Genomic DNA, 19,089 nt, shown 5'->3' on the forward strand with positions numbered 1-19,089 from the left:
AAAATTAACAAATATGTCTGGGTTAATAGGAAGAAAAGTAGGAATGACCAGCTTATTCGATGAAAATGGGAAAAATATTCCTTGTACTGTAATCGAAGCAGGTCCTTGCGTTGTTACCCAAGTCAGAACCGAAGAGGTTGACGGCTATAACGCGTTACAACTTGGTTTCGATGACAAAAAAGCAAAAAGCTCTAACAAGGCTTTAGATGGTCACTTTAAAAAAGCTGGTACATCTGCTAAAAGAAAGGTCGTTGAGTTCCAAGGATTCGAAGGTGAGTACAAATTAGGTGACTCAATTACTGTTGAACACTTTGCTGAAGGAGAATTCGTTGATGTATCAGGAGTTTCTAAAGGTAAAGGTTTTCAAGGTGTTGTTAAACGTCATGGTTTTGGCGGGGTTGGACAAGCAACTCACGGTCAACATAACCGTTTAAGAGCTCCAGGTTCAATTGGTGCAGCATCATACCCTGCAAGAGTATTCAAAGGAATGCGTATGGCAGGTCGTATGGGTGGAGACAAAGTAAAAGTTCAAAATTTAAGAGTTTTAAAAGTGGTTGCAGATAAGAACCTTATCGTTGTAAAAGGAGCAATTCCTGGTCACAAAAACTCTTATGTAACTATCGAGAAATAATGAAAGTAGCAGTATTAGATATTACAGGAAAAGATACTGGTAGAAAAGTTGAACTTTCTAACGAGGTATTCGGAATTGAGCCAAATGATCATGCAATTTATTTAGATGTAAAGCAGTATTTGGCTAATCAAAGACAAGGTACTCATAAATCGAAAGAAAGAGCTGAGATTGCTGGTAGTACAAGAAAGATAAAAAAACAAAAAGGAACTGGTACAGCTCGTGCGGGTAGTATCAAGTCTGGTGTTTTTAGAGGTGGTGGACGTATGTTTGGTCCAAGACCTAGAAACTATTCTTTTAAGTTAAATAAAAACTTAAAGCGTTTAGCACGTAAGTCAGCTTTAAGTATTCAAGCAAAAGAAAACAATTTAGTGGTTGTTGAAGACTTCAATTTTGAAGCTCCAAAAACTAAAGAGTTTATCAATGTATTAAAAGCTTTAGAATTAGACGCTAAAAAGTCTTTATTCGTATTAGGTGAAGAAAGTAAGAATGTTTACTTATCATCTCGTAACTTAAAAGGTTCTAAAGTAGTAGATGCTTCAGGTATTAACACGTATAGCGTTTTAAATGCTAATAAAGTGGTTATTTCAGAAAGCTCTCTAGAAGGAATTGAGTCTAATTTAAGTAAATAGGGAACAAGATGAGTATTTTAATTAAACCTATTATTACAGAAAAAGCTACAAATGATAGCGAGTTAAACAACCGTTATACATTTGTTGTAAATAAAAAAGCTAACAAATTAGAAATCAAAGGAGCTGTAGAGGCTGCTTATGGTGTAGCGATTGAATCTGTAAAAACAATGAATTATCCAGCACAAAGAAAAACTAAATACACTAAAAAAGGTTTAGTTACTGGATTAACAGGTGGATACAAAAAGGCAATCGTTCAGTTAGCTGAAGGAGAAACTATTGATTTTTATAACAATCTTTAAGAAAAGACAGAATGTCAGTTAGAAAATTAAAACCAATAACACCAGGTCAGCGTTTTAGAGTTGTAAATGGGTTCGACACCATTACTACTGATAAGCCGGAGAAATCTTTATTAGCTCCGAAAAAACGATCTGGAGGTCGAAACAACCAGGGTAGAATGACTACACGTAATATCGGTGGAGGTCATAAACAAAAATACCGTATTATCGATTTTAAAAGAGATAAGCAAGGTATTCCTGCAACAGTAAAAACTATTGAGTACGATCCAAACCGTACTGCATTTATTGCATTAGTTAGTTATGCTGATGGTGAAAAACGTTATGTGATTGCACAAAACGGATTAAAAGTAGGTCAAACAATCATTTCAGGAAAGGAAGTAGCTCCAGAAGTAGGTAACGCTATGTATTTAAGTGAAATTCCTTTAGGAACTACAATTTCTTGTATTGAGTTACACCCAGGTCAAGGAGCTGTTATGGCTCGTTCTGCTGGAGCTTTTGCTCAGTTAGTTGCAAAAGAAGGTAAATATGCAACAGTTAAATTACCTTCTGGAGAAACAAGATTTATCTTATTAACTTGTATGGCTACAATTGGAGTAGTGTCTAACTCAGACCACCAATTATTAGTTTCAGGTAAAGCAGGTAGAAGTAGATGGTTAGGAAGAAGACCAAGAACAAATGCAGTAAGAATGAACCCAGTTGATCACCCAATGGGAGGTGGTGAAGGACGTTCTTCTGGAGGGCATCCAAGATCTAGAAACGGTATTCCTGCTAAAGGATTTAAGACTAGATCAAAGACCAAAGCTAGTAATAAGTATATCGTAGAACGTAGAAAGAAATAATAAACCATGGCAAGATCATTAAAAAAAGGACCTTACGTTCACTATAAGTTAGAGAAAAAAGTGTTAGCTAACGTAGAAGCAGGTAGTAAGTCAGTTATCAAAACTTGGTCTAGAGCAAGTATGATTACTCCTGATTTCGTAGGGCAAACAATTGCAGTTCACAACGGACGTCAGTTTGTACCAGTTTACGTTACTGAAAACATGGTAGGTCATAAATTAGGCGAATTTTCACCAACACGCTCATTTAGAGGACATGCTGGTGCAAAAAATAAAGGTAAAAAATAGTAGGAAATTATGGGAAGTCGTAAACATAACATGGCAACACAGTTAAAAGAAGCTAGAAAGTCTAGAGCTTTCGCTAAATTAACTAATTGTCCTACATCACCAAGAAAAATGCGCTTGGTAGCAGATTTAGTAAGAGGAGTAGAAGTTGAAAAAGCTTTACAAATCTTAAAGTTCAGTCCAAAAGAAGCATCACGTAACTTAGAAAAGTTATTATTATCAGCTATTGCTAACTGGCAAGCTAAAAATGAAGATGCAAGCATTGAAGATGCTGGATTATACGTAAAATCAATTTGTGTTGATAGCGCAGGTATGTTAAAAAGGTTAAGACCAGCTCCGCAAGGTCGTGCACATAGAATTCGTAAGCGTTCTAATCACGTAACTTTAGAGTTAGGAACTAAAAATAATAGTAATTAATCAAAGTAGAAATGGGACAAAAGACAAATCCAATAGGAAATCGTTTAGGAATTATCAGAGGATGGGAATCTAACTGGTATGGTGGAAATGACTACGGAGATAAGATTGCTGAAGATGATAAGATAAGAAAGTATTTATATGCTAGATTATCTAAAGCAAGTGTATCAAGAATTATTATTGAGCGTACCTTAAAACTTGTAACCGTTACTATCACTACTGCACGTCCAGGTATCATTATTGGTAAAGGAGGTCAAGAGGTAGACAAGTTAAAAGAAGAGCTTAAGAAAATTACTGGTAAAGAAGTTCAAATTAATATTTTCGAAATTAAGCGTCCAGAATTAGATGCAAAATTAGTTGCTGCTAGTATCGCACGTCAAATTGAAAATAGAATTTCTTACAAGCGAGCTACTAAAATGGCAATCGCTGCTGCAATGAGAATGAATGCAGAAGGAATTAAAGTTCAATTATCAGGTCGTTTAAACGGAGCTGAAATGGCACGTTCTGAGCATTACAAAGAAGGAAGAATTCCTCTTTCTACCTTCAGAGCAGACATCGATTATGCACTTGTTGAATCACATACTACATACGGAAGAATCGGTGTGAAAGTATGGATTATGAAAGGTGAGGTTTATGGAAAACGTGAATTATCTCCATTAGTTGGACTATCTAAGCAAAAAGGTAGTGGAAACAAAGGTGGTGGTAAACGTCAACCTCGCAGAAGAAAATAATTTTTAAAAGAAATTAACAATGTTACAGCCAAAAAGAGTAAAATACCGTAAGGTACAGAAGGCGAAAGGAAATATGAAAGGTAACTCTGGTAGAGGTACTCAACTTTCTAACGGAATGTTTGGTATCAAATCATTAGACCAGAACTTACTTACCTCTCGTCAAATTGAGGCAGCTCGTATTGCGGCAACTCGTTATATGAAAAGAGAGGGGCAACTTTGGATTAAGATTTTCCCAGATAAACCAATAACAAAGAAACCGTTAGAGGTACGTATGGGTAAAGGTAAAGGTGCACCAGATCACTTTGTAGCAGTTGTAAAACCAGGTAGAATTTTGTTCGAAATTGGTGGAGTACCAATGGAAGTAGCAAAAGAAGCTTTACGTTTAGCAGCGCAAAAACTTCCTGTAAAAACGAAGTTTGTAATAGCAAGAGATTTTGATTATAACGCTTAATTCTATTAGATCATGAAACAATCAGAAATTAAAGAATTATCAACAGCTGACTTACAAGAAAAGCTAGGGGCGTTGAAGAAAAATTATACTGATCTTAAGATGGCTCACGCCATAACTCCATTGGAAAACCCATTAGAGTTACGTAGCTTAAGAAAAACTGTAGCAAGAATTGCTACAGAGTTAACTAAAAGAGAATTACAATAATTCTAGTCAGTTTTAAAGATGGAAAAAAGAAATCTTAGAAAAGAGAGAATCGGTGTAGTATCTAGCAACAAAATGGAGAAATCTATCGTAGTTAGCGAGGTAAAAAGAGTAAAGCACCCAATGTACGGAAAGTTCGTATTGAAGACTAAGAAGTACGTTGCACATGACGAGAATAACGATTGCAACGAAGGTGATACTGTAAGGATCATGGAAACACGTCCTATGAGTAAATCTAAGCGTTGGAGATTAGTAGAAATCCTAGAAAGAGCTAAATAATATGTTACAGACAGAATCAAGATTAAAAGTCGCAGATAACACTGGAGCAAAAGAAGTTTTAGTGATTAGAGTTTTAGGAGGAACAAAAAAGCGTTACGCTAGCGTTGGAGATAAAATTGTAGTTTCAGTAAAATCTGCAACTCCAAACGGAACTGTAAAGAAAGGTCAAGTATCTCGTGCAGTTGTTGTTCGTACTAAGAAAGAAGTTAGACGTAAAGACGGATCATATATCAGATTTGATGATAATGCTTGTGTACTTTTAAATCCTTCAGAGGAAATGAGAGGTACTCGTGTATTCGGACCTGTGGCTCGTGAATTACGTGAGAAACAATTTATGAAAATAGTATCATTAGCACCTGAGGTGTTATAAAATCAGATTTTAAAATGAAAAAATTTAAAATTAAATCAGGAGATACTGTTAAAGTTATAGCAGGGGATCATAAAGGATCTGAAGGAAAAGTTTTACAAATCCTTAAAGATAAGGATAGAGTAGTAGTAGAAGGTGTAAATATGGTGTCTAAACACACTAAACCTAGTGCTGCTAACCCTCAAGGAGGAATTGTAAAAAAGGAAGCTCCATTACATATATCGAATGTAGCCTTAATCGAAAACGGTGAAGCTGTTAGAGTAGGGTATGATTTTGATAAGGAAAGTGGAAAAAAGTTCAGAGTTTCAAAAAAATCAGATAAAGCAATATAACAATGAGTTACGTACCAAGATTAAGAGAAGAGTACAAGAGCAGAGTTATCAAAGCTCTTACTGATGAATTTGGTTATAGCAATGTAATGCAAGTGCCTAAATTACAAAAGATAGTTGTAAGTAAAGGTGTTGGTGCAGCTATAGCAGATAAGAAATTAATAGAATACGCTATTGATGAGTTAACTACTATTACTGGTCAAAAAGCAGTACCTACAATTTCTAAGAAAGACGTTGCAAACTTCAAATTACGTAAAGGAATGCCTATTGGAGCAAAAGTTACGTTAAGAGGAGACAAAATGTACGAATTTTTAGATAGATTAGTTACAGCTTCTTTACCACGTGTAAGAGACTTTAACGGTATCAAAGCAAATGGTTTTGATGGTAGAGGTAATTACAATTTAGGAATTACTGAGCAAATCATCTACCCAGAGATTAATATTGATCAAGTGAAAAAAATTAGTGGTATGGATATTACTTTTGTAACATCAGCAAGCACTGATAAGGAAGCTAAATCATTATTAGGAGAATTAGGATTACCATTTAAAAAGAATTAATAAGATGGCTAAAGAATCAATGAAAGCGCGTGAGCGCAAAAGAGCTAAAATGGTTGCTAAATATGCAGAAAAGAGAAAAGCTTTAAAAGAAGCTGGAGACTATGAAGCATTACAAAAGTTGCCAAAAAACGCATCACCAATTAGAATGCACAATCGTTGTAAACTAACTGGACGTCCAAAAGGATATATGCGTCAGTTCGGAATTTCACGTGTTACTTTCCGTGAAATGGCTAACCAAGGATTAATTCCAGGAGTAAAGAAAGCAAGCTGGTAAGAAGCTCTTCCATACAAAATAAAGGTGTATAACTAAACAAAGTTGTACACCTTTTTGCTTAATAAAAAGGTGTAATTAATACATACTTTAATTTCATTTTAAAATTAAAATACTCTTACAGAAACGTAATATTTTGATACTAAAAATGATAATCATCAAAAAGGTTTGATTTTCAAAAAGTTTATGTATATTTGCACTCTGTTTTTATAGGGTAAATTACGCCTTGTAAGTAAATACCACTTAAATGGTATAATGCTTATGAGATTTTACTCAAAAAACAAATAAATAAGTATTAACTGGTTTCAGGTTTAGTATTTGCGTTGATAAGATAATAATGCTAAAAACCAAAACCGAAAATTAATTAACTATGTATACAGATCCAATCGCGGATTTTCTTACTCGAGTGAGAAATGCTATTGCAGCAAATCACAGAGTAGTTGAAGTTCCTGCTTCAAAGTTGAAGAAGGAAATGACGAAGATTTTGTTCGATCAAGGTTACATTTTAAGTTATCAGTTCAATGACGATAAGGTTCAAGGAACGATTAAGATAGCTTTAAAATACGATCGTGACACGAAAGAATCAGTAATCAGAAAGATTCAAAGAATTTCAACACCAGGTTTACGTAGATACGTTGGCGCTAAAGAAATGCCAAGAGTATTGAACGGATTAGGTATTGCTATTGTTTCTACATCAAAAGGTGTAATGACAAACAAAAAAGCAAGACAAGAGAACGTTGGTGGTGAAGTATTATGTTACGTTTACTAAAAAACATTTTGTAAGATGAGTAGAATAGGAAAGAATCCAATCGCATTGCCACAAGGTGTTGAAGTAAAAGTAGACGGAAATGTGGTTACAGTAAAAGGGAAATTAGGAGAGTTAACTCAAGAAATTAAGTCTGATATTACTGTAAAAGTTGAAGATGGTGCCATTACTTTAGAAAGACCATCAGAAAGTAAAGATCATAGAGCAGCACATGGTTTATACCGTGCTTTAATCAATAACATGGTTGAAGGTGTTAGCAAAGGATTTACTAAAGAGTTAGAGTTAGTAGGTGTTGGTTATAGAGCATCTAACCAAGGACAAAAATTAGATTTAGCCTTAGGTTTCTCTCACAATATTGTAATAGATTTAGCTCCAGAAGTTAAGGTTGAAACAGTATCTGAAAAAGGTAAGAACCCAATCGTAAAATTAACTTCACATGACAAGCAATTAGTTGGTCAAGTTGCAGCAAAAATTCGTTCATTCCGTAAGCCAGAACCTTACAAAGGAAAAGGAATTAAGTTTGTAGGAGAAGTATTAAGAAGAAAAGCAGGTAAATCTGCATAATAAATAAGAGAAATTATTATGGCATTATCAAAGCTTGAAAGAAGACAACGAATTAAGCATAGAATTAGAAAGATTGTTACAGGTACAGCTGAAAAACCAAGGTTATCAGTTTTTAGAAGTAACAAAGAAATCTATGCTCAGTTAATTGATGACGTTGCTGGTGTTACATTAGCATCTGCATCATCAAGAGATAAAGAAATTACATCTAGTTCTAAAGCAGAAGCGGCTACAGCTGTAGGTAAAGCTATTGCTGAAAAAGCTGTAAAGGCTGGTGTTGATACTGTTGCTTTTGACCGTAACGGATATTTATACCACGGAAGAGTTAAAGTATTAGCAGACGCTGCAAGAGAAGCTGGTTTAAAATTTTAAGAAATTATATTATGTTAGGATATAAAAACGTAGAAAGAGTAAAACCAAGCGGATTAGAGCTTGTAGATAAATTAGTTGGTGTACAACGTGTTACCAAAGTAACTAAAGGAGGTAGAGCATTTGGTTTCTCTGCAATCGTAGTAGTTGGAGATGGTAATGGAGTTGTAGGTCACGGATTAGGGAAATCTAAAGATGTTTCTTCTGCAATTGCAAAAGCAGTTGAAGATGCAAAGAAAAATTTAGTACGTATTCCTATTTTAGATGGAACATTACCACACGAACAAAAAGGTAAATTTGGTGGTGCAAAAGTATTCATCAAGCCTGCTTCACACGGTACCGGGGTTATTGCCGGAGGTGCTGTACGTTTAGTATTAGAAGCTGTAGGTATTAAAGACGTATTATCAAAATCTCAAGGATCATCAAACCCTCACAACGTAGTAAAAGCAACTTTTGATGCTTTATTACAATTACGTAGTGCTGCTACAATTGCTAAGCAAAGAGGTATATCTTTAGAGAAAGTTTTTAACGGTTAAAATTTAAGACGATGAGTAAAATTAGAGTTACACAAGTAAAAAGTCAAATCGGTCGCCTTAAAAATCAAAAAAGAACGTTAGAGGCGTTAGGTTTACGTAAAATGAACCAAACTGTAGAGCATGAAGCATCAGCTACAATTTTGGGTATGGTAAGTAAAGTTTCACACTTAGTTTCTGTAGAAGAAATTAAATAAGACAATATAAAGATGAGTTTACACAACTTAAAACCAGCAGCAGGATCTACAAAAAGCGGTAAAAGAATCGCTCGTGGAGAAGGTTCTGGTCACGGAGGTACCTCTACAAGAGGACATAAAGGAGCTAAATCTCGTTCTGGTTATTCTCGTAAAATAGGATTTGAAGGAGGGCAAATGCCACTTCAAAGACGTGTACCTAAATTTGGTTTCACTAACATTAATCGTAAAGAATATGTTGGTGTAAATTTAGACAAGTTACAATCATTAGTAGATAACGGAAAGATAACAGATACAGTTAATTTAGACGTTTTAGTAGAAAACAGATTAGCTCGTAAAAACGACTTAGTTAAAATATTAGGTGGTGGAGAGTTAAAAGCTAAATTAAATATAACTGTACATAAATTTACAGCATCAGCTAAAGCAGCTATTGAAGCAGCAGGAGGTGAAGCAGTAACATTATAAGAATTGTAAATGATGAATTTTATAAATACTTTAAAAGACATTTGGAAGATTGAAGAGTTAAAAGAAAAATTACTTTTAACCTTAGGTTTAATCGCTGTTTACCGTTTTATGGCAGCAGTTCCATTACCAGGAATTGACCCTACTCAGTTATCAGCATTAAAAGACAGTACTGACGGTGGACTTTTAGGTTTATTAAACGCATTTACAGGTGGGGCATTTGCTAGAGCGTCAGTTATGGCACTTGGTATAATGCCTTATATTTCTGCATCAATCGTGGTTCAGTTAATGGGTATTGCAGTACCGTATTTACAGAAATTACAAAAAGATGGAGAAAGTGGACGTAAGAAGATTACGCAAATAACAAGATGGCTTACGATTGCTATTACGTTGTTTCAAGCACCAACCTACATTGGAGTAATCCAAAACCAAATGGGTTTACCGCAAGAAGCATTCTTAGTAACTGGAGCAACATTTTGGGTATCATCTATCATTCTTTTAAGTGCAGGAACAATTTTTGCAATGTGGCTAGGAGAGCGTATTACTGATAAAGGAGTTGGTAATGGAATTTCATTATTAATTACCGTTGGTATTATCGCAAATTTCCCAGCAGCATTTATTCAAGAATTAGTTTCTAAGCAAACTGCAGGTGCTGGAGGAATTATGATGATTTTAATCGAATTAATAGTTTGGTTTGTAGTAATCTTGTTAACCGTATTATTAGTTACAGCAGTACGTAAAGTAGCCGTTCAATACGCACGTCGTACAGCAGTTACAAACATTAAAGATGTTGATGGCGCAAGACAGTACATTCCTTTAAAATTGAATGCAGCTGGAGTAATGCCAATTATTTTTGCACAGGCTATTATGTTTTTACCAATAGCATTAGGTCAAAAATATCCAGCATTAAACAGTTTAACTGATATTAACGGTTTATGGTATAACGTTATATTTGCTTTATTAATTATTGTCTTTAGTTACTTTTATACTGCTATTACTATTCCAACGAATAAAATGGCAGAAGACTTAAAGAGAAGTAATGGTTTTGTTCCAGGTTATAAACCAGGTGAAGAAACAGCTAACTTTTTAGATTCAGTATTGTCGAAAATTACATTACCAGGATCTATCTTCTTAGCAGCTTTATCTATTTTACCAGCAATCATTGTAAAGTTTGGAGTTACTCAAAACTGGGCAATGTTTTATGGAGGAACATCATTAATCATTATGGTAGGAGTTGCAATAGACACTATTCAGCAAATAAACTCGTATTTATTAAACAGTCGTTATGATGGTTTAATGAAAACAGGTAACAGTAACAGAAAATCATTAAAATAATATGGCTAAACAACCAGCAATTCAACAAGACGGAACTATTACAGAAGCATTATCGAATGCAATGTTTCGAGTAGAATTAGAGAACGGACATATTGTTACGGCTCACATTTCAGGAAAAATGCGTATGCATTATATAAAACTATTACCAGGAGATAAGGTAAAGTTAGAAATGAGTCCGTATGATTTATCAAAGGCAAGAATTACTTACAGATATTAAAAACACACACTGATGAAAGTAAGAGCATCATTAAAGAAAAGAAGTGCCGACTGCAAAATTGTACGCAGAAAAGGCAGATTATATGTAATTAACAAAAAGAATCCTAGATTTAAACAAAGACAAGGGTAGTTATGGCAAGAATCGCAGGTATAGATATTCCAAAGAATAAAAGAGGTGTTATCGCTTTAACTTACATCTTTGGTATAGGAAGAAGCAGAGCTAAAGAAGTTTTAGCTGCTGCCAATATAGATGAAAGTATCAAAGTTCAAGATTGGACTGATGATCAAATTGCAGCAATTCGTGAGCAAGTTGGAACTTACACTATTGAAGGTGAGTTACGTTCTGAGGTTCAATTAAGCATTAAACGTTTAATGGATATCGGATGTCAAAGAGGTATTCGTCACAGACTTGGTTTACCATTACGTGGACAAAGAACAAAGAATAACTCTCGTACAAGAAAAGGTAAGAGAAAAACTGTAGCTAACAAGAAAAAATAATCATTGATTATTTTTTACTAATAGTAAAGAATTATGGCAAAGTCTAAAGTAACAAAAAAACGTAAAGTTGTAATAGAGTCAGTTGGTGAAGCTCACGTAACTGCATCTTTCAACAATATTATTATTTCTTTAACAAACAAAAAAGGTGACGTTATTTCTTGGTCATCTGCAGGAAAAATGGGCTTCAGAGGTTCTAAAAAGAACACTCCTTACGCAGCTCAGTTAGCAGCAGAAGATTGTGCAAACGTTGCTAAAGAAGCAGGTTTACGTAAAGTAAAAGTGTATGTTAAAGGACCAGGTAACGGTAGAGAATCTGCAATCAGATCTATTCACAATTCAGGTATTGAGGTAACAGAAATTATTGATGTTACTCCGATTCCTCACAACGGATGTCGTCCACCTAAAAGAAGAAGAGTATAAGTTGAATTAATTTTCAACTTATACTTTATTTAGCGTACTTTTGTGCGTGAAAAATTAAGTATTTTAACACAGTAGGATTAAAAAGATTATCGAAGGAGTACGCCTTAATTCATAATCCCTACTAAACTAATTAGAAATGGCAAGATATACAGGACCAAAAACTAAAATTGCTCGTAAGTTTGGCGAAGCAATTTTCGGAGACGATAAAAACTTCGAAAAAAGAAATTACCCTCCAGGACAACATGGAGTAGGTAAAAGAAGAGGTAAAAAATCTGAATATGCAATCCAGTTAATGGAAAAGCAAAAGGCTAAATATACCTATGGTATTTTAGAACGTCAGTTCCGTAACCTTTTCAAAAAAGCATCAGCTTCTCAAGGAGTAACAGGTGAAATCTTATTACAATTATGTGAATCTCGTTTAGATAACGTAGTATACCGTTTAGGTGTTGCAAATTCACGTAGAGCTGCACGTCAGTTAGTATCTCACCGTCACATTACAGTTAACGGAGATATCGTTAACATTCCATCTTATAGATTAAAAGAGGGAGATGTAGTAGCAGTAAGAGAAAAATCTAAGTCGTTAGAAGCTATTGAAAATGCTTTAGCAGCTAATAGCAATGTTTACGAGTGGTTAACTTGGAATGCAGATCAAAAATCAGGAACATTTGTAAAAGCTCCAGAAAGATTACAAATACCTGAAAACATTAAAGAGCAATTAATCGTAGAATTATACTCTAAGTAATAAATTAATCATATTGGTATTTAGCCAAAGGGTTTATTCGTATTTCTTCACACTTATAAACCGCGCAACTAAATAACAATTAAAACGAAGAAAAATAATATGGCAATTTTAAATTTTCAAAAGCCTGATAAAGTAATAATGATTGAATCTACTGATTTTTCAGGAAGATTCGAATTTAGACCTCTTGAACCAGGTTTTGGATTAACAGTTGGTAATGCATTACGAAGAGTATTATTATCATCTCTTGAAGGATTCGCTATTACATCATTACGTATCGACGGAGTTGATCATGAGTTTTCAACTATTCAAGGTGTTGTAGAAGATGTAACAGAAATTATCTTAAATTTAAAGCAAGTACGTTTTAAGAAGCAGATTGAGGAATCAGATAGAGAAACAGTTTCTATTGCAATATCAGGTCAAGAGCAATTAACAGCTGGTGACTTACAAAAGTTCATTTCAGGTTTTCAAGTACTAAATCCAGATTTAGTAATTTGTAACATGGATAAATCAGTAACGTTAAATGCTGAAATTACCATTGAAAAAGGTAGAGGTTTTGTACCAGCAGAAGAAAATAAAAGGGCTGGTGCGCCTTTAGGAACAATTTTTACAGATTCTATTTACACTCCAATAAAGAATGTAAAATATGCTGTTGAAAATTTCCGTGTAGAGCAAAAGACCGATTACGAAAAATTAGTTTTCGATATCGATACTGATGGATCTATCAATCCTAAAGATGCCTTAACAGAAGCAGCTAAGATTTTAATCCACCACTTTATGTTATTCTCTGATGAGCGTATCACTTTAGAGGCAGATGAAATTGCACAAACTGAAACTTATGATGAAGAATCATTACATATGCGTCAGTTATTAAAGACGAAACTAGTTGATATGGATTTATCAGTTCGTGCTTTAAATTGTTTAAAAGCTGCAGAAGTAGATACTTTAGGAGACTTAGTATCATTTAACAAAAGCGATTTAATGAAGTTCAGAAACTTTGGTAAAAAATCATTAACAGAATTGGATGAGTTAGTGGCTAACAAAGGTTTAAATTTCGGAATGGATTTAAGCAAATACAAATTAGATAAAGATTAACCTTTCATATTTTGCTCCTCTAAATTAGAGTAGTAGCAAGATGAGAGCTAAAACCAAATGTCATGAGACACGGAAAGAAATTTAATCACTTAGGTAGAAAAACAGCGCACAGAAAAGCGATGTTATCTAACATGGCTTGTTCTTTAATAGAGCACAAGCGAATCAATACTACTGAAGCTAAAGCGAAAGCTTTACGTAAGTTTGTTGAGCCTTTAATTACAAAATCTAAAGACGATACAACTCACAACCGTCGTGTAGTATTTAGTTACTTACGTAGCAAGGAAGCTGTTACAGAATTATTCAAAGAAATTTCTGTAAAAGTAGCAGACAGACCAGGAGGATATGTTCGTATCATCAAGTTAGGAAACCGTCAAGGAGATAATGCTCCTATGGCAATGGTTGAATTAGTTGACTACAACGAGTTATACAATCCAAAAGGAAATAAAGCTAAAAAGAGTACTCGTCGTAGCCGTCGTGGTGGAGCGAAGAAAACTGAAGCTGCAGCTGTTGAAACTCAAACTTCACAAGAAGAAGAATAAAAATGAGAATTTTTATAAATTATATCAAAGGGATAAACATTTAATGTTTGTCCCTTTTTTTATATATTTTTGCAAACAAATTACACAACACCACTAAATGAAATATCAAACACGTAAAAAAGCATTAGTTCTATTAGCAGACGGAACTATTTTCTACGGAAAATCTATTGGAATAGAAGGAACCGCAACAGGAGAAATTTGTTTTAATACTGGAATGACAGGGTACCAAGAAATTTTTACAGACCCTTCATACTTTGGACAATTAATGGTAGCTACCAATGCTCATATTGGTAATTATGGAGTTAATAATGAAGAAGTAGAATCAGAAGGAATTAAAATTTCAGGATTAATTTGTCGTAACTTTAGTTTTACACACTCTCGTGTAGATTCAGATGGAAATTTATTAGACTGGTTCGTGAAACACAATTTAGTAGCTATATCAGACGTAGATACACGTGCGTTAGTATCTTACATTAGAGAAAATGGAGCTATGAATGCTATTATTTCAACTGAAGTAGATAAAATAGACGAATTAAAGAAGCAATTAGCTGAAATTCCTAATATGGAAGGATTAGAATTAGCTTCTAAGGTATCAACTAAAGAACCTTATTTTGTAGGTGATGAAAATGCTCAAATAAAAATATCAGCTTTAGATATAGGTATCAAGAAAAATATTTTAAGAAACTTAGCAAAAAGAGGGGCTTATATTAAAGTGTACCCTTACAATGCGAGTTTTGAACAAATGAGTGATTTTAACCCTGATGGATATTTTATTTCTAACGGTCCTGGAGATCCTGAGCCTCTAGTAGAAGCTCAAAAGACAGCAAAAGAAATTATCGAAAAAGATTTACCATTGTTTGGAATATGTTTGGGGCACCAAGTAATTGCGTTAGCTAACGGGATTTCTACTTATAAAATGCACAATGGTCACAGAGGAATTAATCACCCGGTAAAGAACTTATTGACAGGAAAAGGAGAAATTACTTCTCAAAACCATGGTTTTGCTATCAATAGAGAAGAAACAGAAGCGCATCCTGATGTGGAAATAACACATGTACACTTAAATGATAATACTGTAGCAGGTATTAGAATGAAGTCTAAAAATGTATTTTCTGTACAATACCATCCAGAAGCTAGTCCTGGACCACATGACGCTGAATACTTATTTGACCAGTTTATTGAGAACATCAAAAAAGTAAAAGCATAAATTTTTAAAAGTATAATAAATAAATTCCCGTGAATTAACAATCACGGGAATCTATATTAAAAGCAAATAACTATGAGTATCATAATAAACATTCATGCACGTCAAATTTTTGATTCAAGAGGAAATCCAACAGTGGAAGTAGATGTAACTACAGAAAATGGAATTGTAGGTAGAGCAGCAGTACCATCTGGTGCTTCTACAGGAGAACACGAAGCTGTTGAATTACGTGATGGAGGTGACAATTATATGGGTAAAGGTGTTTTAAAAGCGGTTGAAAATGTTAACACAGTTATTGCCCAAGAGTTATTAGGAGTATCTGTATTTGAGCAAAACATGATCGATCAATTGATGATTGATTTAGATGGAACTCCGAACAAATCAGTTTTAGGAGCGAATGCTATTTTAGGTGTTTCTTTAGCAGCAGCAAAAGCAGCAGCAAATGAATTAGGATTACCATTATATCGTTATGTAGGCGGAGTTTCAGCAAATACTTTACCTGTTCCTATGATGAATATCATTAATGGAGGTTCACATTCAGATGCACCAATTGCATTCCAAGAATTTATGGTTATGCCAGTAAAAGCTCAAAACTTTACAGAAGCAATGCAAGTAGGGTCTGAAATCTTCCATAACTTAAAGAAAGTATTGCATGACCGTAATTTATCTACAGCAGTAGGAGATGAAGGAGGGTTTGCTCCAACTTTAAAAGGAACAGAAGATGCTATTGAAACAATTGCCTTAGCAACCAAGAATGCTGGATACAAATTTGGAGAAGAAGTGATGATTGCATTAGATTGTGCTTCAGCTGAGTTTTATATAGATGGACAGTATGATTATACTAAGTTTGAAGGAGATAAAGGTGCTGTAAGAACTTCAGAAGAACAAGCTACTTATTTAGCTGAATTATGTGAAAAATACCCTATTATATCTATTGAAGATGGAATGGATGAGAACGATTGGGATGGATGGAAGATGTTAACAGAAAAAGTAGGAGATAGAGTTCAGTTAGTTGGAGATGATTTATTTGTAACAAACGTTGAGCGTTTATCAAAAGGAATTGAGAATGGAATTGCAAATTCAATCTTAATTAAAGTAAATCAAATAGGTACATTAACAGAAACAATTGCAGCGGTAAACATGGCGCATAATGCAGGATATACTTCTGTAATGAGTCATCGTTCTGGAGAAACTGAAGATAATACGATTGCAGATTTAGCTGTAGCTTTAAACTGTGGACAAATCAAAACAGGTTCTGCTTCACGTTCTGATCGTATGGCAAAATACAATCAATTATTACGTATTGAAGAACAATTGGCAGATGTAGCTTATTATCCGAAAGAAAAAGCGTTTAAAATAAAATAATTTTTTAATAAACTTTAAAGCCCGTACTTAAGTACGGGCTTTTTTAGTTAAGTATAGTATTGTTTTTTGATAAATAGTTTAAATATAAGAAGTAAAAGTAGGGTAAAACACTTCTAACTTTTTATATAGTTGTTTATGAACTAAAAAAATAATTATGAAAAAATCATTCCTGCTTATTTGTAGCTTATTTGTTGCTACAGTATTTTCTCAAGAACAACTAACGTAGCGTGTTTGGAGAGTAAATTTTTTAAACCCAGGGATTGAATATGAAATGCCTATTGGAAATAACTCAACTCTTTCTATAGGGGTAGGAATAGGATATAGTGGAAGTTATCCACACTCTTCAGCTTCTGGTGTAGATACAGGGTTAGTATATGCCATAAACCCTTTTTTAGACGTGCAACAGAGATGGTTTTATAATTTTGATAAACGTAAAACTAAAGGTTTGAATATAACCAACAATTCAGCAAATTTTATATCAGTTCGTATTTTAACAAGAGGTAAAACTCTTTTTGGAGATGATGTAGTAACTGATAATTTAGATTTTGCTGTCGGACCTACTTGGGGTATCCAACGTAAATATGGTAAAAACTTTCACTTTTTATTTGATATGGGACCTATTTATTATTTTGATGTAAATGGAGGTCATGGTTTTTTCCCCTTAATGTTACAACTAAATTTAGGGTTTGATTTATAGAAATATGAAAAACTTATACATATTACTTGCTGTTATTGTAATTACGTCTTGTAATTTGGTAAAATACACTCATTCTGGAGATGTAAATTCACGATTAGATTTCAGAAAAGGAAAGTGGTTGTTAAATGATGTTACTTCTTTTAAAAACATTAGAAAAGATGGTTTAACTGAAATGGCAAATGAACGATTTTCTGAACTTATAGGTAATAGACTTTTGGTAGTTAGCAACATGAAAGGACTATTAATTCCTAGTAATATTTCACCTAGTCTTGATAAATCTATTTTAAAAGATATAAAATACGGCACAGGTTATGATTACTTTATTGATATTAGAACTAAAAATATATCCAATGAAGTGGGTGTTTTAGGGGCAAGTAATTCTCTAACTGATTCTTCAAAAAACATAGGTGAGGTGACACTTAGTATCTACGATTTAAACATATTTAAAATAATATACAGTCAAACAGTAGTTGGTAAATTAGTTGTTTCTGAAAAAGATAATGATTATGCGCTTTCAAAAAACTCAAACCTTATTATTCATAGTGCTTTGAAAAGAATTATGAAGAAGATAAAGAAAAACCAAATCAAGGCTAAATAGTATAAAAAACAAAGGCTGTTTTAAATTATAAAACAGCCTTTGAAATTCAATTCAATTCGTTTATTTTAGTCGATTATATTTTAATTTAAGTTTAAGAATTCTTCTTCAGAAATTTCTCCTGAAGCAATTTTTTGTAACTCTTCTAAGTGTGCTACAATATGCTCGTGCTGACTTTGTTCGATAGTAGCAGGCTTAACTAATTCTAACTTTAATCTACCATCTTTTACATAATAGTCATAGTAGTAAAAAAAGTTTGCATCAAAGTTTCTGTTAGAATAGGTACCGTTATCTCCTAATAAGTAACCTAACCTAAAAGCAGATCTTCTTTGTGCAGCTGTACCATGAGAACTTCCATTAGGACCAGCTAATGTTTGTGAGAAGTTGTAAGCACCCGCTGCAGTATTCCAATCACTAGTATAAGTTCTACGGATAAAATATCCTCCAAAACCATCAGCTTCTAATTCAGTAGCACTAACATGATTGCCGCTAGGAATAGTATTGTCTCTAAACTGTACTTGATGTGCCATTTCATGAGCAGCAACATAAGCAATAGCAACATTACCATAATTTAAAGCACTAGCTAGCAATTCTTCTCCCCATACTACATAACCATTAGAATAAGAAAGAGCATTGAAAGTTCCGTCTCCACCTGCTAAGTATAAAGGTACATTACCCATTCCAAAAAAACTCGCAGCTTCGTTGTGTTCAGTTTTTAAAAAATTGGTGGTAGATTGGTTAACTATATAATCAGCCCAATAAGAGTTTGGACCAAAACCGTCAACAGTGTAACACTCAGCATTGTTAATTTCTAGCATGCTTGGAGAGTTAATTCCCATAGGGGCGTTGTCGTTTGTTAAATTATTGTCTTCTTTGGTACATTGTACGGCAAGAATTGATATGCATAATAATGCAATAATAAATTTAATTTTTTTCATTGTGAAAGGGTTTTATGAATTGAATTAATTTTTTCTAAAAATATATGTTGTTTTGTTAACGGAGTTAAATAAAAGATATTGTGTATTTAATTTGTTATCAAGAAAAAAATACACACTCTAAAAGAATACGGAATTTGGTATGCTTAAATAAGTTTGTAAGGTCTGAAAAAATAAGAGAATTAAGATTAAATCAATTTTATAAGAGAAATTAATTGTGTCTTTCTTCTAGGTAAGGCGTTGTATTATAAGTAAGATTAGATTTGTTTTTTTTAATAAAATAAACTGA

The 19,089-nt window shown here is 33.6% G+C and carries 33 protein-coding genes; 32 read left to right on the top strand and 1 reads right to left on the bottom strand.

Translation table 11 applies throughout. The features are described 5' to 3' along the window. Nucleotides 1–13: 13 nt before the first annotated feature. The 32 genes from rplC to ABHQ57_RS06570 all read left to right on the top strand — a co-directional run bounded on the left by rplC (nucleotide 14) and on the right by ABHQ57_RS06570 (nucleotide 17,868). Nucleotides 14–631: a 50S ribosomal protein L3 gene (gene rplC, locus ABHQ57_RS06415; RefSeq protein ID WP_047789835.1), complete on the top strand. Its 618-nt coding sequence runs from the start codon at nucleotides 14–16 to the stop codon at nucleotides 629–631. Continuing rightward, nucleotides 631–1,260, top strand: coding sequence for a 50S ribosomal protein L4 (rplD, locus tag ABHQ57_RS06420; RefSeq protein ID WP_047789834.1), 630 nt, complete (start codon nucleotides 631–633; stop codon nucleotides 1,258–1,260). The genes rplC and rplD overlap by 1 nt, the downstream gene beginning before the upstream one ends. Before the next feature lie 8 nt (nucleotides 1,261–1,268). Next, entirely contained in the window at nucleotides 1,269–1,559 is a 291-nt protein-coding gene (gene rplW / locus ABHQ57_RS06425; protein WP_047789833.1) for a 50S ribosomal protein L23, read from the top strand. 11 nt (nucleotides 1,560–1,570) lie between these two features. Continuing rightward, nucleotides 1,571–2,395, top strand: a complete 825-nt coding sequence (gene rplB / locus ABHQ57_RS06430; RefSeq protein WP_047789832.1) for a 50S ribosomal protein L2 — start codon at nucleotides 1,571–1,573, stop codon at nucleotides 2,393–2,395. Between the two features lie 6 nt (nucleotides 2,396–2,401). After that, entirely contained in the window at nucleotides 2,402–2,680 is a 279-nt protein-coding gene (gene rpsS / locus ABHQ57_RS06435; RefSeq protein ID WP_028890729.1) for a 30S ribosomal protein S19, read from the top strand. Between the two features lie 9 nt (nucleotides 2,681–2,689). Further along, nucleotides 2,690–3,094 carry a 50S ribosomal protein L22 gene (gene rplV / locus ABHQ57_RS06440; RefSeq protein WP_028890730.1) on the top strand — a complete coding sequence of 135 codons (405 nt, stop codon included), beginning with the start codon at nucleotides 2,690–2,692 and terminating at the stop codon, nucleotides 3,092–3,094. 11 nt (nucleotides 3,095–3,105) lie between these two features. Next, nucleotides 3,106–3,822: a 30S ribosomal protein S3 gene (gene rpsC / locus ABHQ57_RS06445; RefSeq protein WP_047789831.1), complete on the top strand. Its 717-nt coding sequence runs from the start codon at nucleotides 3,106–3,108 to the stop codon at nucleotides 3,820–3,822. 19 nt (nucleotides 3,823–3,841) lie between these two features. Next, nucleotides 3,842–4,273 (top strand): 50S ribosomal protein L16, encoded by a 432-nt coding sequence (gene rplP / locus ABHQ57_RS06450; protein ID WP_047789830.1) that lies wholly within the window; start codon nucleotides 3,842–3,844, stop codon nucleotides 4,271–4,273. Nucleotides 4,274–4,285: 12 nt separating this feature from the next. Continuing rightward, the gene (gene rpmC, locus ABHQ57_RS06455) at nucleotides 4,286–4,477 is read left to right on the top strand and encodes a 50S ribosomal protein L29 (RefSeq protein WP_028890733.1); all 192 of its coding nucleotides are present in this window, start codon (nucleotides 4,286–4,288) and stop codon (nucleotides 4,475–4,477) included. Between the two features lie 18 nt (nucleotides 4,478–4,495). Continuing rightward, nucleotides 4,496–4,753 (top strand): 30S ribosomal protein S17, encoded by a 258-nt coding sequence (gene rpsQ / locus ABHQ57_RS06460; protein WP_028890734.1) that lies wholly within the window; start codon nucleotides 4,496–4,498, stop codon nucleotides 4,751–4,753. Nucleotide 4,754: 1 nt separating this feature from the next. Further along, complete coding sequence (rplN, locus tag ABHQ57_RS06465) at nucleotides 4,755–5,123, top strand: 50S ribosomal protein L14 (protein WP_047789829.1); 369 nt, start codon at nucleotides 4,755–4,757, stop codon at nucleotides 5,121–5,123. 14 nt (nucleotides 5,124–5,137) lie between these two features. After that, the gene (gene rplX / locus ABHQ57_RS06470) at nucleotides 5,138–5,452 is read left to right on the top strand and encodes a 50S ribosomal protein L24 (protein ID WP_047789828.1); all 315 of its coding nucleotides are present in this window, start codon (nucleotides 5,138–5,140) and stop codon (nucleotides 5,450–5,452) included. A 2-nt stretch (nucleotides 5,453–5,454) separates the two neighbouring features. Then, the gene (gene rplE / locus ABHQ57_RS06475) at nucleotides 5,455–6,006 is read left to right on the top strand and encodes a 50S ribosomal protein L5 (protein WP_047789827.1); all 552 of its coding nucleotides are present in this window, start codon (nucleotides 5,455–5,457) and stop codon (nucleotides 6,004–6,006) included. Between the two features lie 4 nt (nucleotides 6,007–6,010). Next, on the top strand, nucleotides 6,011–6,280 hold the full coding sequence (rpsN, locus tag ABHQ57_RS06480; RefSeq protein WP_028890738.1) for a 30S ribosomal protein S14: 270 nt from the start codon (nucleotides 6,011–6,013) through the stop codon (nucleotides 6,278–6,280). Nucleotides 6,281–6,647: 367 nt separating this feature from the next. Beyond that, complete coding sequence (rpsH, locus tag ABHQ57_RS06485; RefSeq protein WP_047789826.1) at nucleotides 6,648–7,046, top strand: 30S ribosomal protein S8; 399 nt, start codon at nucleotides 6,648–6,650, stop codon at nucleotides 7,044–7,046. Between the two features lie 15 nt (nucleotides 7,047–7,061). Beyond that, nucleotides 7,062–7,607, top strand: a complete 546-nt coding sequence (gene rplF / locus ABHQ57_RS06490) for a 50S ribosomal protein L6 (protein WP_167713427.1) — start codon at nucleotides 7,062–7,064, stop codon at nucleotides 7,605–7,607. A gap of 18 nt (nucleotides 7,608–7,625) precedes the next feature. Further along, nucleotides 7,626–7,976, top strand: coding sequence for a 50S ribosomal protein L18 (rplR, locus tag ABHQ57_RS06495; RefSeq protein WP_047789824.1), 351 nt, complete (start codon nucleotides 7,626–7,628; stop codon nucleotides 7,974–7,976). An 8-nt stretch (nucleotides 7,977–7,984) separates the two neighbouring features. Beyond that, nucleotides 7,985–8,509, top strand: coding sequence for a 30S ribosomal protein S5 (gene rpsE, locus ABHQ57_RS06500; protein ID WP_125064354.1), 525 nt, complete (start codon nucleotides 7,985–7,987; stop codon nucleotides 8,507–8,509). Between the two features lie 11 nt (nucleotides 8,510–8,520). Further along, nucleotides 8,521–8,703, top strand: coding sequence for a 50S ribosomal protein L30 (rpmD, locus tag ABHQ57_RS06505; RefSeq protein ID WP_047789822.1), 183 nt, complete (start codon nucleotides 8,521–8,523; stop codon nucleotides 8,701–8,703). Nucleotides 8,704–8,715: 12 nt separating this feature from the next. Continuing rightward, entirely contained in the window at nucleotides 8,716–9,165 is a 450-nt protein-coding gene (gene rplO, locus ABHQ57_RS06510) for a 50S ribosomal protein L15 (protein ID WP_047789821.1), read from the top strand. Nucleotides 9,166–9,177: 12 nt separating this feature from the next. Then, entirely contained in the window at nucleotides 9,178–10,497 is a 1,320-nt protein-coding gene (gene secY, locus ABHQ57_RS06515) for a preprotein translocase subunit SecY (RefSeq protein WP_047789820.1), read from the top strand. A gap of 1 nt (nucleotide 10,498) precedes the next feature. After that, the gene (gene infA, locus ABHQ57_RS06520) at nucleotides 10,499–10,714 is read left to right on the top strand and encodes a translation initiation factor IF-1 (protein WP_024740627.1); all 216 of its coding nucleotides are present in this window, start codon (nucleotides 10,499–10,501) and stop codon (nucleotides 10,712–10,714) included. A 12-nt stretch (nucleotides 10,715–10,726) separates the two neighbouring features. Continuing rightward, complete coding sequence (gene ykgO / locus ABHQ57_RS06525) at nucleotides 10,727–10,843, top strand: type B 50S ribosomal protein L36 (RefSeq protein ID WP_010181906.1); 117 nt, start codon at nucleotides 10,727–10,729, stop codon at nucleotides 10,841–10,843. A gap of 2 nt (nucleotides 10,844–10,845) precedes the next feature. Then, the gene (gene rpsM, locus ABHQ57_RS06530; protein ID WP_047789819.1) at nucleotides 10,846–11,211 is read left to right on the top strand and encodes a 30S ribosomal protein S13; all 366 of its coding nucleotides are present in this window, start codon (nucleotides 10,846–10,848) and stop codon (nucleotides 11,209–11,211) included. A 33-nt stretch (nucleotides 11,212–11,244) separates the two neighbouring features. Continuing rightward, nucleotides 11,245–11,631, top strand: a complete 387-nt coding sequence (rpsK, locus tag ABHQ57_RS06535; RefSeq protein ID WP_047789818.1) for a 30S ribosomal protein S11 — start codon at nucleotides 11,245–11,247, stop codon at nucleotides 11,629–11,631. A 136-nt stretch (nucleotides 11,632–11,767) separates the two neighbouring features. Continuing rightward, nucleotides 11,768–12,373, top strand: coding sequence for a 30S ribosomal protein S4 (rpsD, locus tag ABHQ57_RS06540; protein WP_047789817.1), 606 nt, complete (start codon nucleotides 11,768–11,770; stop codon nucleotides 12,371–12,373). A gap of 99 nt (nucleotides 12,374–12,472) precedes the next feature. Further along, nucleotides 12,473–13,465 carry a DNA-directed RNA polymerase subunit alpha gene (locus tag ABHQ57_RS06545; RefSeq protein WP_047789816.1) on the top strand — a complete coding sequence of 331 codons (993 nt, stop codon included), beginning with the start codon at nucleotides 12,473–12,475 and terminating at the stop codon, nucleotides 13,463–13,465. Between the two features lie 62 nt (nucleotides 13,466–13,527). Further along, nucleotides 13,528–14,004: a 50S ribosomal protein L17 gene (rplQ, locus tag ABHQ57_RS06550; RefSeq protein WP_047789815.1), complete on the top strand. Its 477-nt coding sequence runs from the start codon at nucleotides 13,528–13,530 to the stop codon at nucleotides 14,002–14,004. 97 nt (nucleotides 14,005–14,101) lie between these two features. After that, a complete protein-coding gene (gene carA, locus ABHQ57_RS06555; RefSeq protein WP_073181428.1) occupies nucleotides 14,102–15,211 on the top strand; it encodes a glutamine-hydrolyzing carbamoyl-phosphate synthase small subunit in 1,110 nt (369 codons plus the stop codon). A gap of 72 nt (nucleotides 15,212–15,283) precedes the next feature. Beyond that, on the top strand, nucleotides 15,284–16,573 hold the full coding sequence (gene eno, locus ABHQ57_RS06560) for a phosphopyruvate hydratase (RefSeq protein ID WP_073181426.1): 1,290 nt from the start codon (nucleotides 15,284–15,286) through the stop codon (nucleotides 16,571–16,573). A 271-nt stretch (nucleotides 16,574–16,844) separates the two neighbouring features. After that, a complete protein-coding gene (locus ABHQ57_RS06565; protein ID WP_389862870.1) occupies nucleotides 16,845–17,270 on the top strand; it encodes a hypothetical protein in 426 nt (141 codons plus the stop codon). Nucleotides 17,271–17,274: 4 nt separating this feature from the next. Continuing rightward, complete coding sequence (locus ABHQ57_RS06570; protein ID WP_167713429.1) at nucleotides 17,275–17,868, top strand: hypothetical protein; 594 nt, start codon at nucleotides 17,275–17,277, stop codon at nucleotides 17,866–17,868. 80 nt (nucleotides 17,869–17,948) lie between these two features. Here ABHQ57_RS06570 and ABHQ57_RS06575 read toward each other — a convergent pair whose 3' ends face one another. After that, the gene (locus tag ABHQ57_RS06575; protein ID WP_167713430.1) at nucleotides 17,949–18,803 is read right to left on the bottom strand and encodes a hypothetical protein; all 855 of its coding nucleotides are present in this window, start codon (nucleotides 18,801–18,803) and stop codon (nucleotides 17,949–17,951) included. Nucleotides 18,804–19,089 lie beyond the last annotated feature (286 nt).

Source organism: Tenacibaculum sp. ZH5_bin.1, from assembly GCF_042865525.1.
Taxonomy (GTDB): Bacteria; Bacteroidota; Bacteroidia; order Flavobacteriales; family Flavobacteriaceae; genus Polaribacter; species Polaribacter mesophilus.

Coding starts and splice junctions, on each gene's coding strand:
- rpsN (WP_028890738.1), top strand. CDS start 6,011: ATGGCTAAAGAATCAATGAAAGCGCGTGAGCGCAAAAGAGCTAAAATG.
- ABHQ57_RS06565 (WP_389862870.1), top strand. CDS start 16,845: ATGCCTATTGGAAATAACTCAACTCTTTCTATAGGGGTAGGAATAGGA.
- infA (WP_024740627.1), top strand. CDS start 10,499: ATGGCTAAACAACCAGCAATTCAACAAGACGGAACTATTACAGAAGCA.
- ykgO (WP_010181906.1), top strand. CDS start 10,727: ATGAAAGTAAGAGCATCATTAAAGAAAAGAAGTGCCGACTGCAAAATT.
- secY (WP_047789820.1), top strand. CDS start 9,178: ATGAATTTTATAAATACTTTAAAAGACATTTGGAAGATTGAAGAGTTA.
- ABHQ57_RS06545 (WP_047789816.1), top strand. CDS start 12,473: ATGGCAATTTTAAATTTTCAAAAGCCTGATAAAGTAATAATGATTGAA.
- ABHQ57_RS06575 (WP_167713430.1), bottom strand. CDS start 18,803: ATGAAAAAAATTAAATTTATTATTGCATTATTATGCATATCAATTCTT.
- rpsS (WP_028890729.1), top strand. CDS start 2,402: ATGGCAAGATCATTAAAAAAAGGACCTTACGTTCACTATAAGTTAGAG.
- rplO (WP_047789821.1), top strand. CDS start 8,716: ATGAGTTTACACAACTTAAAACCAGCAGCAGGATCTACAAAAAGCGGT.
- rpsC (WP_047789831.1), top strand. CDS start 3,106: ATGGGACAAAAGACAAATCCAATAGGAAATCGTTTAGGAATTATCAGA.
- rpsK (WP_047789818.1), top strand. CDS start 11,245: ATGGCAAAGTCTAAAGTAACAAAAAAACGTAAAGTTGTAATAGAGTCA.
- rplB (WP_047789832.1), top strand. CDS start 1,571: ATGTCAGTTAGAAAATTAAAACCAATAACACCAGGTCAGCGTTTTAGA.
- rplE (WP_047789827.1), top strand. CDS start 5,455: ATGAGTTACGTACCAAGATTAAGAGAAGAGTACAAGAGCAGAGTTATC.
- rplV (WP_028890730.1), top strand. CDS start 2,690: ATGGGAAGTCGTAAACATAACATGGCAACACAGTTAAAAGAAGCTAGA.
- rplW (WP_047789833.1), top strand. CDS start 1,269: ATGAGTATTTTAATTAAACCTATTATTACAGAAAAAGCTACAAATGAT.
- rpmD (WP_047789822.1), top strand. CDS start 8,521: ATGAGTAAAATTAGAGTTACACAAGTAAAAAGTCAAATCGGTCGCCTT.
- rplF (WP_167713427.1), top strand. CDS start 7,062: ATGAGTAGAATAGGAAAGAATCCAATCGCATTGCCACAAGGTGTTGAA.
- carA (WP_073181428.1), top strand. CDS start 14,102: ATGAAATATCAAACACGTAAAAAAGCATTAGTTCTATTAGCAGACGGA.
- rpmC (WP_028890733.1), top strand. CDS start 4,286: ATGAAACAATCAGAAATTAAAGAATTATCAACAGCTGACTTACAAGAA.
- rplQ (WP_047789815.1), top strand. CDS start 13,528: ATGAGACACGGAAAGAAATTTAATCACTTAGGTAGAAAAACAGCGCAC.
- rpsQ (WP_028890734.1), top strand. CDS start 4,496: ATGGAAAAAAGAAATCTTAGAAAAGAGAGAATCGGTGTAGTATCTAGC.
- ABHQ57_RS06570 (WP_167713429.1), top strand. CDS start 17,275: ATGAAAAACTTATACATATTACTTGCTGTTATTGTAATTACGTCTTGT.
- rplD (WP_047789834.1), top strand. CDS start 631: ATGAAAGTAGCAGTATTAGATATTACAGGAAAAGATACTGGTAGAAAA.
- eno (WP_073181426.1), top strand. CDS start 15,284: ATGAGTATCATAATAAACATTCATGCACGTCAAATTTTTGATTCAAGA.
- rplN (WP_047789829.1), top strand. CDS start 4,755: ATGTTACAGACAGAATCAAGATTAAAAGTCGCAGATAACACTGGAGCA.
- rplR (WP_047789824.1), top strand. CDS start 7,626: ATGGCATTATCAAAGCTTGAAAGAAGACAACGAATTAAGCATAGAATT.
- rpsD (WP_047789817.1), top strand. CDS start 11,768: ATGGCAAGATATACAGGACCAAAAACTAAAATTGCTCGTAAGTTTGGC.
- rplX (WP_047789828.1), top strand. CDS start 5,138: ATGAAAAAATTTAAAATTAAATCAGGAGATACTGTTAAAGTTATAGCA.
- rpsM (WP_047789819.1), top strand. CDS start 10,846: ATGGCAAGAATCGCAGGTATAGATATTCCAAAGAATAAAAGAGGTGTT.
- rpsH (WP_047789826.1), top strand. CDS start 6,648: ATGTATACAGATCCAATCGCGGATTTTCTTACTCGAGTGAGAAATGCT.
- rplC (WP_047789835.1), top strand. CDS start 14: ATGTCTGGGTTAATAGGAAGAAAAGTAGGAATGACCAGCTTATTCGAT.
- rplP (WP_047789830.1), top strand. CDS start 3,842: ATGTTACAGCCAAAAAGAGTAAAATACCGTAAGGTACAGAAGGCGAAA.